This is a genomic window from Vibrio sp. M250220, from assembly GCF_036533795.1.
GTDB lineage: Bacteria > Pseudomonadota > Gammaproteobacteria > Enterobacterales > Vibrionaceae > Vibrio.
The window spans coordinates 1-12,537 of sequence record NZ_JATABI010000013.1; the positions used below are offsets into that span (position 1 = coordinate 1).

Here is a 12,537-nt window from a genome sequence, read left to right on the forward strand (position 1 = left end):
TGAGATGTTATAACGCTCAAGTTGGTGAGGCACTGGCAAATGTCAAAGCAATGAACAAAGTCATAGGACTAGGTATGCCTGTTAGAAGCTAACGGCTAGTCATATATGGCGTCGTTGATCTTCAAGCTGATTTGATCAACAACGCCATAACTAAGTCATACCCCCCTTCAACAAGATCAACGAAGCGATTATCAAGTGACATATCTACCGTTAACCCCGGATGCAAGTTGCAAAACTCAGCGACCGCGTCGGCCAAAATCAGGTCGCCAGAGATAGAGGGGACAGACATTTTGATATGTCCGCTGATATTTTCGCCAAAGCCTGAGACTGCATCCATAGCCTCTTGCGCGGCCTGTTTCACATTTTTGGCACCATTGGTTAACGCCTTACCCGCTTCTGTGAGCGTTAATTTGCGCGTTGTTCGGTGCAATAGCTGAACACCTAGTTCTTCCTCTAATCTGGCGATTCTCTTGCTAACTACTGAGTTTGTAAGGTTATTTATATCAGCAACCTTACTGAAGCTACCCAATTCTACGACCTGAGAAAACAGGATTAAGTCATCTGCACGCATTGATTATGTCACTTTTGGAATTAATTATTTTCATTATTTCCCTATATAAATAAAAAATAAAGGGGTAAATTCACCAGCGCTTAACAAAATCATCACAAATATAAAATCTAAGAGGCTGCGAAGGCCCTTATTGAGAATGTAAAGGACGTACCAATGAGTGACTCTCGTGGCTTTCTCACCAATTGTGGTGGCAGCCATTTTACTGGTGGGCCTCAACTGGCCTGCAAAACGCGCCATGCCCGTGGCATTTGGTCTAACTGTCGTCATTGCGCTTTTCGCATGGGACATGACCACCACACGTGTACTCGCCTCTGTACTTCAAGGACTGGGTATCACCGTCTCCGTTCTATGGATCGTGTTTGGTGCAATATTCTTGCTAAACACACTGAAACATACGGGCGCGAGGGCGCCACATTGCGTAAGACGATTCTCCCAACTATTTATTATTTAGTTGTCACAGGCATCATTGGTCTTGTCGCCATATATGGCCTACATATCACTAATGCACTAATGCACTAACTCATTGATCTAAGGCGTTAATACTCAACTCTCCCTGACAAGACCCCTGCCAGTGTGAAAACGCTAGCAAATTCACGAGTATTAACGCCACCTTACTTAGATGTCGACCACACTAACCCTTCAGAGAAAGGGTGCTGCAACAAGATTTATAGGAATGACTTTATGATTATCTCTGCCTCAACTGACTATCGTGCTGCTGCGAAATCCAAGCTGCCTCCGTTTCTTTTCCATTATATTGATGGCGGTTCTTATGGCGAACACACCCTACGCAAGAATACCGAAGATCTTGCTGATATAGCGTTAAAGCAGCGTGTGCTCAACAATATGTCTGACCTAAGTCTCGATACCGAAATTTTCGGCGAGAAATTAGCCTTGCCAATTGCCCTTGCTCCTGTTGGTCTGACGGGGATGTACGCACGTCGCGGTGAAGTTCAGGCAGCAAAAGCCGCAGCCAACAAAGGTATCCCATTTACCATGTCGACAGTCTCGGTGTGCCCTATCGAAGAAGTTGCCCCAGCAATTCAACGTCCGATGTGGTTCCAGTTGTATGTACTAAAAGATCGCGGCTTTATGAAAAACGTACTAGAACGTGCCAAAGCCGCTGGTGTAACGACGTTAGTATTTACGGTTGATATGCCAGTTCCAGGGGCACGCTACCGTGATATGCACTCGGGTATGAGTGGTCCAAATGCAGCGGCGCGTCGTGTTTTTCAGGCAATGCGCCACCCTAGCTGGGCATTTGATGTCGGCTTATTGGGCAAACCGCACGATCTTGGCAACATCTCTACCTACCGTGGTGAACCAACCAAACTTGAAGATTATATTGGCTGGCTTGGTGACAACTTCGATCCGTCAATCTGTTGGAAAGATTTAGAGTGGATTCGAGACTTTTGGGATGGTCCGATGGTGATTAAAGGGATTCTCGATGAACAAGATGCTAAGGATGCGGTGACGTTTGGTGCCGATGGGATTGTTGTCTCTAACCATGGTGGTCGTCAGTTAGATGGTGTTCTCTCTACCGCGAAAGCCTTGCCGACCATCGCAGATGCGGTTAAAGGTGACCTGAAAATCTTTGTGGATTCGGGTATACGAACAGGTCTTGATGTCGTCCGTATGTTGGCACTCGGCGCGGATTGTACATTGCTTGGTCGCTCTTTTGTCTATGCACTAGCTGCACAAGGTCAAGCGGGTGTCGAAAACCTACTTGATCTGTACGAGAAAGAGATGCGCGTCGCAATGACTCTGACTGGAGCCAAAAGCATTCAGGATCTCAGTCGCGATTCATTGGTCAACATCAAATAATGACGATAGGTGTCATAGCCAAAATCCTTTGTCTGTGGCACCTTTAACCTGCTGAAAAGAAAACAACAATATTGACATCAGCATGTACAAGGAAGCCAACATGTCAAACCAAACTCACCCGTCTGATAGCGATGGCCTATATCAACAGTTAGAATCTCTGCTAGCGGTTGAAATTGATCCAAAACGCATCATTACTCAACACGCTAAACGTCTCGCTTACGGTACTGATGCCAGTTTTTATCGCCTTGTTCCACGCATCGTATTACGCCTAAAAACACTCGATGAAGTGATTTATACCATTCAGTGCTGCCGTGAAATGAACACCCATTTTACCTTTCGTGCCGCTGGCACCAGCTTATCTGGTCAAGCCGTCTCTGACTCTGTATTGATCACCTTAACGGATGATTGGCGTGGGCATAAGATTATTGATAATGGCAATAAAATCTTGCTCCAACCGGGTGTTATCGGTGCAGATGCAAACAAATACCTCGCTCCTTTCAAGCGCAAAATTGGCCCTGATCCTGCGTCAATCAATACCTGCAAAATTGGTGGTATTGCGGCAAATAATGCGAGTGGCATGTGTTGCGGTACCGCACAAAACTCTTACCGTACCATTGATTCCATTAAAGTGGTCTTTAGTGATGGCACACTGCTTGATACCTCGTGCAAAGAGAGCATCAGTGCGTTTCATGCGACCCGCCCGGATATCATTCAAGGTCTCCGTCAACTGGTCGAAGAAACGCATCACAACCAAGAGTTGCGTGAACTTATCACGCACAAATACCGCTTAAAGAACACCACGGGATATGCTCTGAATGCCTTAGTCGACTTTCACGACCCTATTGAGGTGCTAGAGCACTTAATGATCGGTTCTGAAGGTACGTTGGGCTTTATTGCAGAGATCACTTACAACACGGTCATTGAACATGAGTTTAAAGCGTCGTCTCTGTTGGTGTTTGCTGATATAGAAGAGGCCTGTCAGGCTGTCACGACGCTATCACACACACCTGTCGCTGCGGTTGAATTGATGGATGGTCGAGCATTGCGCTCAGTGGCAGACAAATCTGGTATGCCAGAGTTTATCCAACACCTTGATCTTGAGGCGGCGGCGATACTGGTTGAAACCCATGCCAGTAACCAAGCGGACATTGATACTCAATGCCAACAAATTATGTATTCTCTATCCGATTACCACATCATTGAATCGGTACCATTCACCCTCGATCCAAAGACGGTTGCTACGCTATGGGGGATCCGTAAAGGTATGTTCCCAGCAGTTGGTGCTGTGCGAGAGGTAGGAACCACCGTTGTTATTGAAGATGTTGCTTTCCCAGTCGAAAACCTTGCAAACGGCGTACGAGACCTGCAAGCGCTGTTTGATAAATATGCCTACAGTGAAGCGATCATATTCGGGCATGCGCTTGAGGGAAACCTCCACTTCGTCTTTACCCAAGGCTTTGATTCTCAACAAGAGATCAAGCGCTATGGAAATTTCATGGATGATGTGGCTGAGTTAGTCGCTGTCAAATACCAAGGTTCTCTCAAAGCGGAACATGGCACTGGTCGAAACATGGCTCCCTATGTCGAGCTGGAATGGGGCAAAGCTGGTTATCAATTGATGCAAAGGATCAAAGCACTTTTCGATCCTCAAGGATTGCTTAATCCTGGCGTCATCATTAATGATAATCCTCAGTCACACATTGAAAATCTCAAACCGATGCCTGCCGCTGATCCACTCGTCGATCGCTGTATTGAATGTGGTTTTTGTGAACCCGTCTGTCCATCACGTACGCTAACTCTATCCCCTCGCCAACGAATTGTTCTCTATCGCGAATTGCAGCAACGACGCGCTGTTGGAGAAGACACTGCCGCCACAGAGTTGGAACAGATATTTGAATATCAGGGGATTGATACATGTGCAGCCACAGGCTTATGCGCTGACCGCTGCCCAGTAGGGATTAACACTGGCGACTTAGTCAAACAACTACGCACAGCAAAATATAACAAGTTCACCCCTATTGCTAAGTGGACAGCCGATCATTTTGCGACCACAACGGCGTTAACCCGAGCATCTTTAAAGGCAAATCAAATTGCTGTAAAGGTGATTGGAGAAAGTGGCGTGGCAAGCCTAACCAACGGTGTCCGTAAGCTAGCCAACAATAAAACCCCTGTTTGGCTACCTGAAACTCCACAAGCCAATCAACATAACATCAATAAAGCGATGGAACTGCTGGTTCGTTCGGATAAGAAAGTGGTCTACCTACCCTCCTGCGCGTCGCGCACGATGGGCCAGCAAAGTGATGCAACTGATCAGCGATCATTAACAGAAGTGACATTGTCACTTGTAAAAAAAGCAGGTTTTGAAGTGATTATCCCAGAATCACTCAATGACCAGTGTTGTGGTATGCCTTATGACAGTAAAGGGATGAACGACATTGCACGCAATAAAGTGCAGCAACTTGAGAGTGCGCTTTGGAAAGCCAGCTACGAAGGTGAATACCCAGTACTTATGGATACCAGTCCGTGCGCAAAACGCAGTATTGAGCATTTCACAAAACCACTGGAAATCTTAGAGCCAGCGGGCTTCGTCACTAAGTACTTATTGAACCACCTCACCATTACGCCTAAGCAGGAAACCGTCATGTTGCATGTAACGTGCAGCTCTCGCCGTATGGGGTTAGAGAATGACATGATCACGCTGGCTAAAACATGCGTTTCCGATGTGGTCGTCCCTGAGCATATATCTTGCTGTGGTTGGGCTGGTGATAAGGGCTTTACCACTCCTGAACTGAATCAAGCGGCGGTTCATCCGCTTAAGGCGCAAGTTCCAAAGGGGTGTCAACGTGGATTTAGTAACAGTCGAACCTGTGAGATTGGTTTGTCCCACCATAGTGGTATCGCATATCAGTCAATACTCTATTTAGTGGATGAGGTAAGTTCTCCGCAATAAACAGAGCTTAGACATAACTTAACAATAATGAATGAAACTTCAGTAGCATTCACTTAGATCTTACTCTCAACTCTACACTGTTACACAGACTTAGAGGCAGCGATAGGTTCATAATCAAATTCGATTATGAGCCTATCAGCCGACAATAAGGAGTAGTTGATGGAGTATGAAATTTTTGTATGTGATGCTTTCACGCAAACAAAATACAGTGGGAATCCTGCTGCTGTGGTTCCCGTTAGTGAATGGCCAAATACAGAGCTAATGCAGAAAATCGCCGCTGAGAATAATCTTTCTGAAACTGCCTTCACTAAGCAAATTGCACAAGACCACTACGAAATTCGTTGGTTTTCTCCACTGTGTGAAGTGGATTTTTGTGGCCACGCTACACTCGCTACAGCCTATGTGTTATTCAATCATTTTAATGCAGGTGAAATCCTGCGTTTTGAAACGACCTCTGTCGGCCAGCTCGTCGTCGATCGTGATCTAACAGGTCGTATCTGCATGGCTTTTCCTCTACTCACGCCTAGCGCAGAAGAGATTCCTTCTCTGCTTCTTGAAGGACTATCGATCACACCAACAGAGATCCTACGAAATCAACAAGCATACTTCGCGATCTATGATAATGAACAAGACGTCATTAATCTCAAAACCAATAGTCACTACCTAAAACAATTGGCTCCCTACGATGTGGTCGCAACCGCTCCCGGAGATGAGTACGATTTTGTTTCCCGCTATTTCTGGCCTGCCAATGGAGGAGATGAAGACCCGGTTACGGGTTCCATACACGCTGGATTAGCACCGCTTTGGGCTGAACGATTGGCAAAACCTAACCTCAAAGCTTACCAAGCATCTAAACGAGGGGGGATCTTATACTGCCATGTGGAAGATGATCGGGTCATTGTGTCAGGCTATGCGGTCCTTTACTCTCACGGAAAGATTTTCTCGTAGTATTTCGATCTATGGCGGCTAATGCGCAATTAGCTGCCAGTATTTATCTCAACGTCCAATCCCACATACTTACACAATCTGATATTTTTTAGGTGCTTTTCTTTGTCGAAAATGGTTAGATTATCTAGCACATCTCGTAACAGGGAGTTCTATGAAAATCATCATCTTACATGGCCTGTATATGCATGGTATGGCCATGCAGCCCTTGAGTCACCGCTTACGTGATTTAGGCTATCGCACCAAAATTCTCTCTTACAACACTGTTGCGATTGACGAGAATAAAGTCTTTAACGCTATCGATAATGCCCTTTCAACGCAAATGCCCAATATTCTGGTCGGGCACAGTCTAGGTGGACTTATCATTAAGCACTACCTACAAGCTCGCCAACTTGATCAACAGCAGGTGTCACATGTCGTCACCATTGGCTCTCCGATGCAAGGCGCATCCATTGTAACTCGCATTCAAGAACTGGGGATGAGTGCCATCCTCGGAAACTCACCATCATTTGGGTTGGCGCAACACGAAGGAACGTGGAATCAACCACAAAAACTGGGATGCATCGCTGGAACACTGCCACTTGGCGCGCGATCATTACTGATGATGGATAATAAAATGATGTCTGATGGAACGGTCACCGTCGATGAGACCAAGATAGAAGGTATGACCGACCATGTAGAGATTCGCAGCAGTCATACCAGCCTAATCTACACCTCATTGGTTCCGCAGCAAATTCATCATTTCATTGCGAACAATGCGTTTATCCATTAAAAAAGCAGCGATGACTCGCTGCTTTTCTGTGGCTAGGGTTTCGGCGTTAGGGTGTACTTAGTCTTGATACTCTCTTCACCGAAGGCCTGGCTAACCCTCTGTTCAAACTCTGGCTTAGTGATAGACTTCGTCATCGCATCAACATCGGTCAATGCCTCTATCCCATAGCCATGGATAAGATAACGGGTATAGAACCAGAGTCTTTGCACAGGATCATTATCTAGGGGTTGTAACGCTACGGACAGCTGCTTCGCCACCAGATCTAAGTCTTGCTGACTGATTCCCTGCACCATGTCATCTATCACCTTATCTATCGCTTGATCGATCTTTTTGATATCTTTCGGAGCGACCTGAGCCTCAATAAACCAATCGGTACTTGGTTCCCTGTCTTGAGAAACGCTGTAGGCATCTGGCGCATAATCGAGGCTGAGCTCTTCCCTAACATAGCTGGTCAGTTGCTTTGACAACTGACGTTGGATCATGTCATCGATAAATGCCGTGCGTACACTACTCGCAACCGTACTTGGGTTGGTTGCTCGCAACAGATAGAAACTGTTTTGCTCATTATTTAACGGTAAATCAATACGCGGCTTCGGTTGCAATTGATAGCCAGCGGCATAAGAGCTTTGTGGCGCATCCTGAAGAGGAATAGAACCGATGAAATGAGTCAGCAGTGGCTCTAACTCCTCCGCTTGAATATCACCAATCACCACCAGCTTGTTATTTCGATTAAAGTCATAGAGCTGCTCATAGACTTTCTGCACTTCAACGTCTGTCACCATTGCGAGCTGAGGAGCGGTAATCATACGATGGCGACTATCCGCTAAGTAAGCGTTACCGTTGATCGATTTATTCCACTGACCAACAGGTGTCTCTAAGTATGACTTGAGTTCCTCTAGTCTTTCTCGAGCGACGGTTTCTACCTGACGCTTGTCTACTTTAGCGTTGGTTACAATGTTGAACATGACATTAAACGCATCAGCAAGTTTTGCTCTCGGTGAGGCTATCTCAATACCATGATGACTGAACCCAATGAATGGATAGACTTCAATCGTGTTACGACCAAGGTAAGCATCAAACTGGGAGCCAGTAAACTCACCAACACCACTGCGTGAGATCGCAGCCACTGCTAACTCTGATGCTGCGTATAAACTCGGATCGAGTGCCGCAGTGCCGCCTTCACTTGCGTAAATAAACTGAACGTTGTCACCGGCATTGACGTCTTGTTCAAACCACACCTCAACCCCATTGGATAGAGTCCAAACGGTAAAGCCCGTATCTGTGATTTGTTTATTTGCAATCGTACCGCTTGATTGAGGCTGAGCCAGTTGTGATACCGATGTCGCTAAAGCAAGGGGTTTAACTCCCGGTTGCTTAACTTGCTTACGTAGTTCTGGCAGCTGTTTTTCAAGTGCAGGAATCGCAGCGGTGTCATCGGCACCAAGTACAATAGCAAAGTCCTGCGACAGCAAATCCTTCAGCGTCTTATTGATCTGCTCAATCGAAGCTAGCTGGATAAACTCATCTAAGCTTTGCTTATAGTCCTGCTTTGACTGAGTCGACTCACCGAGTGAAATGACATTAACCATTTGACTAGCGAAGTCGACTGGAGACTGCTGTTGCCAATTATGATCAACATTAGTCGCGAGTTGATTAAACGAAGCCATCACCCTTTCGACTTCTTGCGCACTGACACCGTGGTCTCGCAGTGATGCGAGAGTTTGACTAAACAACGCCTGTGCTTGCTCTCTGTCCGGTGCTGAGAAACTCACTGAAAGCAACGCATAGCGTCGTTCATTCAGGTAATAAGGCGATGAGTAGAGACTTTGTAAGGGTGCCGCCTGCTCAGTGAACTTAGCATCGAGTCGATTCCAAACTAGCTGTAGTGCAACTTCATCCAGCCACTGTTCATGCAGTTGACCACGATGACGGATGCTCGCTGGACCACGCTCAACCAATAGGCTCATGCTTGGAGCATCAAATTCGCCAACCTCAGTGGTGAAGTCACGTAATACCAGCTCGGTATGTTGCTTGCTTTGTAGTTTAGCGCTTGACGTTTGCTGCCAAGAACCAAAGTACTTATCCAGCAATGCTTTGGCTTGCTCAAGCTCAATATCACCTGTCAGGATGATTTCAGTAGACTGAGGCTGATACCAAGTCTGGTAGAAGGCTCGGATCGACTCTGGTGTTGCACCGTCGACTGACTGCTGATTTCCAACTGGGTCGATGTTATCCAGTTGAGTTCCCTTGACAAGAAAATCGTAATACTTACCTTCCAACGATTTATGCTCTGGGCTAGAACGACGAATCTCACCTTGAATAACGCCTTTCTCTTTCTCCACTTCATTTGGAGAAAGCGACAAACCATCCGCGATGTCTCGCATCCACATCACCGCGGTTTCGATCTCTTTATTGTCAGGTAGGTCAAGCTCATACACCGTCTCATAGTAAGAAGTATAAGCGTTCATATCGGCGCCAAAGGTTAAACCTGTCTTTTCAAATAGTTTAACAATGTCATTGGTGCTGAAGTTTTTCGACCCATTGAACGCCATGTGTTCCAAAAAGTGCGCGTAGCCTTTTTGTTGAACAGTCTCTTGAGCTGAACCCGCATGGACAAACATGCGAATCGACACAGATTCATCGTCCATCGGATATAAGTGGAAACGAACACCGTTTTCTAGCTGTCCGCTTGTCCATTGTGGATCTTGTTGTATTGCGACCTCAACTTTAGGTTGACTACAGCCGACAAGCAAAAGTGCTAGGGCAAAAAATATTATTCTCATAGCCATACTTCATTATTATTAAAATCAGCTCAAATATATCCCAAGCAAATGGAAATATTAAATAATTCGTTCTCAATAATGTAATATTCTGATTGAGTTGCAGATTTGAGATAAGGTGCGTATTATTTATCGCAATTCGACGATTAACTATTTAAGTGTGTCCAGATGCCTAATTCATGCACTCAAGTCAATGCGCAAGCTTTCAAATCTACTGAACAAGAGCTGGCACAGGAACTCAAACTCGCCGCACAAGCAAAGGCACTCTCCCACCCTGCGCGCGTAAGAATAGTGAAGATTCTACTTAATCTCGAAAAGCTGGACGGATGCCTGAATAGTGATTTGGTGTCTGAGCTTGGATTGGCACAATCAACCGTGTCTGAACACTTGCGCATCCTGAAGCAGGCAAATTTCATCACAGCTCAATCTATCCCACCCAAAGTTTGCTATCGCGTCAATAAGGCAGAGCTAGCGCAGTTCTCTGGTCTGTTCGGTATGGTATTTAGTTAACGGAACATCTCTCGACCGTTTTTGTGCTTTAAGTTCATGACTAATGAACGGTCAATTTCCACCTTATCAAATTCATACTTGCATAAGTGACTAATAGAAGAATAACCAGAAACCAATGGTAGGAACCGCCTCCTTCACACAGGACATTGAATAAAATGCACCACCAAGGTAATGCCCTAGTGAAACATAGAGGGTCACAATCAAAACCGTGCCAAATATAAAGTTAATCGACTGATCGACGATATTCGGTAAGTCAGACTCCATTTTCCGACAAAACTCGAACTAGGTTATCTATCGACACGACAACCAATTGCAATTAAAACAATCACATAACCAGCAAGGCTGACACTATTTAGTCCGATTCCTGTGCGTTTTTATTGCACGGAAAACGTTGTTCATAAAGCGCCATAAAATCCGCCCTAATCTCTTGTTCCAGATACGTCGCCTTATCCGTTGGGCAGAAAAGCATAAAGTGGACGATTTGCTCACCCGTGCTGCCACTATTGATATGAATATGCGGCTCTGAGCCTGGCAGATCAACGCCTGCGTGCTTTTCGATCATCGAGTTATAACGTTTGGCAACTTCGCTAAAGTAGTGAATACGCTCATCAATCTTAGCCAAGATATCTGGGACAAGAGGAAACAGATTCACAAAATCTGGCACGACGATAGAGAAGTCATGGAAGACATAGCGCTTCATAAAATTGAGGTTTTTCACCGGATAGGTAAAGAACATACTGTTAGGTAAGGTCGCTGTTTTACCTGTGTAGTGATACTGACCATGATAGAGGTCAATCTCTTGAATCACCGTCGCCATCATGTTGTGTTCAATTACCTCACCACAGATCTTACCCACTTCTATCCAATCACCAATACGAAATGAACGCGAACTGGCTCGTTGAATTGACCCAGTGAAGCAGAGAATGATCTCTTTAGATGCCACAACTATCGCAACAGCAATTGCGGTGACTGAGAGCGCAAATTCATTGATTTCCGACTGCCAGAGTATAAACAGCAACATGACCAGTACGATGAATGACCCGTTTTTCGTACGTGACATCCAGTTACGCTGTTTCTCTGTCACAAAGGCTACCTCACCACGTATCCGTGACAATATTAGCCGACGACCCAGTGAGATCATCACAATGATCAACACGGTAAACATCAATTTGTGAGTTAGAAGAAAATCGATGACTGCTTGTACTTTCTCCACGCTCTGCTCCTGCTTGGTAATGGTTAAAAAGGGGCAATGTGCCCCTTTAAATAGTTGGTTTTATTGAATGAGTTACTTGGGTAACTCACCCTCTTTGAATACGACAAACGCACGTCTATTCAGAGCATTGGCATCTAGGTTCTGCTCTTGAGTGACTGGGTTCAACTCACCAAAAGACTTAACTTCCCACACAAATTGGCTTGGGTCTAGCTTAGTCTGCAAATATTGCATGACCGATTCTGCTCTGCGCTGCGCGAGCTGCTCATTGTAACTGATTGAGCCTTGATAGTCGGTATGCCCGGCAATCAATACTCGCCCATTTAAGCCAGTTAAATTGTTCGCAAACTCATCCAATGAGATTTTATCGGCTGGATTCAGCTGCGCCTTATCAAAGTCAAAATGAGAGGTCATGGCGACAAAGACTTTGCGCTCTGGTTGTGGAGGCTGACAAAACGCATTTTCCTGCTGGGTTTGCGTCTGTTCAAACACAATATACGCACGACGGTTTTCGGCATTCGCCTGCTTTGTCGTCCCCTCAACCAGTGGCTTAGACTCGCCATAGTACTTCACTTCCCAATCGTAGCGAGAGGGGTCTAATTGAGTTTGCATGTAAGCTTTTACCGCTTCAGCCCGACGCAGTGACAGTTTAACGTTGTAATCATCCGAGCCTTGATAATCAGTATGGCCGACAATCGCAATCTGACCATGCAGTTTACCAATGCTTGAGATCAGTTGGTCGATTGATGCTTTATCCTGTTGTTTCAACTCTGATTTGTCGAAATCAAAATGGGAAGCCATGGCAATTCGTATGTCTCGCTCTGGCACGATACACTCTCGAATCAAGAACTTCTCTACCTGCGGATCACCAAACTTGTCTATGTTTTCTTTACTTACATAGGTATCGGTAGAGCACGCGACCAACCCCATTACCATACCTACAGCAAAGAGCGTTTTGAGTTTCATTGTCATGTTAAT

General features: G+C 45.6%; 8 protein-coding genes and 3 pseudogenes. 6 read left to right on the forward strand and 5 right to left on the reverse strand.

Annotated features, from left to right (window positions below; genetic code table 11):
* Positions 1 to 145 precede the first annotated feature (145 nt).
* Positions 146 to 571, reverse strand: a pseudogene (locus tag QTN94_RS07065) (LysR family transcriptional regulator); the annotation flags it as partial.
* Positions 572 to 728: 157 nt separating this feature from the next.
* Here QTN94_RS07065 and QTN94_RS07070 point away from each other — a divergent pair.
* The 5 genes and pseudogenes from QTN94_RS07070 to QTN94_RS07090 form a co-directional block, all read left to right on the forward strand.
* Positions 729 to 974 (forward strand): annotated as a pseudogene (locus QTN94_RS07070) (L-lactate permease); the annotation flags it as partial.
* Positions 975 to 1,252: 278 nt separating this feature from the next.
* Positions 1,253 to 2,392, forward strand: a complete 1,140-nt coding sequence (lldD, locus tag QTN94_RS07075) for an FMN-dependent L-lactate dehydrogenase LldD (protein ID WP_331427282.1) — start codon at positions 1,253 to 1,255, stop codon at positions 2,390 to 2,392.
* Between the two features lie 100 nt (positions 2,393 to 2,492).
* Positions 2,493 to 5,342, forward strand: a complete 2,850-nt coding sequence (locus QTN94_RS07080) for an FAD-binding and (Fe-S)-binding domain-containing protein (RefSeq protein ID WP_331427283.1) — start codon at positions 2,493 to 2,495, stop codon at positions 5,340 to 5,342.
* 159 nt (positions 5,343 to 5,501) lie between these two features.
* A complete protein-coding gene (locus tag QTN94_RS07085) occupies positions 5,502 to 6,290 on the forward strand; it encodes a PhzF family phenazine biosynthesis protein (protein ID WP_331417095.1) in 789 nt (262 codons plus the stop codon).
* Between the two features lie 151 nt (positions 6,291 to 6,441).
* Positions 6,442 to 7,059 (forward strand): esterase/lipase family protein, encoded by a 618-nt coding sequence (locus QTN94_RS07090; RefSeq protein ID WP_331427284.1) that lies wholly within the window; start codon positions 6,442 to 6,444, stop codon positions 7,057 to 7,059.
* 32 nt (positions 7,060 to 7,091) lie between these two features.
* Here the strand turns inward: QTN94_RS07090 and QTN94_RS07095 are convergent, their stop codons facing one another.
* Positions 7,092 to 9,842 carry a M16 family metallopeptidase gene (locus QTN94_RS07095; protein WP_331427285.1) on the reverse strand — a complete coding sequence of 917 codons (2,751 nt, stop codon included), beginning with the start codon at positions 9,840 to 9,842 and terminating at the stop codon, positions 7,092 to 7,094.
* 165 nt (positions 9,843 to 10,007) lie between these two features.
* On the opposite strand from QTN94_RS07095, the gene QTN94_RS07100 reads away from it, so the two are divergent.
* Positions 10,008 to 10,349, forward strand: a complete 342-nt coding sequence (locus tag QTN94_RS07100) for an ArsR/SmtB family transcription factor (protein WP_331417097.1) — start codon at positions 10,008 to 10,010, stop codon at positions 10,347 to 10,349.
* Here the strand turns inward: QTN94_RS07100 and QTN94_RS20640 are convergent.
* From QTN94_RS20640 to QTN94_RS07110, 3 genes and pseudogenes are all read right to left on the reverse strand, one after another.
* Positions 10,349 to 10,459, reverse strand: a pseudogene (locus QTN94_RS20640) (EAL domain-containing protein); the annotation flags it as partial. The gene QTN94_RS07100 and the pseudogene QTN94_RS20640 sit on opposite strands and share 1 nt — an antisense overlap.
* A gap of 242 nt (positions 10,460 to 10,701) precedes the next feature.
* Positions 10,702 to 11,562, reverse strand: coding sequence for a mechanosensitive ion channel family protein (locus QTN94_RS07105; protein ID WP_331427286.1), 861 nt, complete (start codon positions 11,560 to 11,562; stop codon positions 10,702 to 10,704).
* A 72-nt stretch (positions 11,563 to 11,634) separates the two neighbouring features.
* The gene (locus QTN94_RS07110) at positions 11,635 to 12,525 is read right to left on the reverse strand and encodes an OmpA family protein (RefSeq protein ID WP_138972604.1); all 891 of its coding nucleotides are present in this window, start codon (positions 12,523 to 12,525) and stop codon (positions 11,635 to 11,637) included.
* Positions 12,526 to 12,537 lie beyond the last annotated feature (12 nt).

Bases quoted from the DNA above. Each gene is read 5' to 3' on its own strand.
- lldD (WP_331427282.1), top strand. From the start codon at position 1,253: ATGATTATCTCTGCCTCAACTGACTATCGTGCTGCTGCGAAATCCAAG.
- QTN94_RS07080 (WP_331427283.1), top strand. From the start codon at position 2,493: ATGTCAAACCAAACTCACCCGTCTGATAGCGATGGCCTATATCAACAG.
- QTN94_RS07085 (WP_331417095.1), top strand. From the start codon at position 5,502: ATGGAGTATGAAATTTTTGTATGTGATGCTTTCACGCAAACAAAATAC.
- QTN94_RS07090 (WP_331427284.1), top strand. From the start codon at position 6,442: ATGAAAATCATCATCTTACATGGCCTGTATATGCATGGTATGGCCATG.
- QTN94_RS07095 (WP_331427285.1), bottom strand. From the start codon at position 9,842: ATGAGAATAATATTTTTTGCCCTAGCACTTTTGCTTGTCGGCTGTAGT.
- QTN94_RS07100 (WP_331417097.1), top strand. From the start codon at position 10,008: ATGCCTAATTCATGCACTCAAGTCAATGCGCAAGCTTTCAAATCTACT.
- QTN94_RS07110 (WP_138972604.1), bottom strand. From the start codon at position 12,525: ATGAAACTCAAAACGCTCTTTGCTGTAGGTATGGTAATGGGGTTGGTC.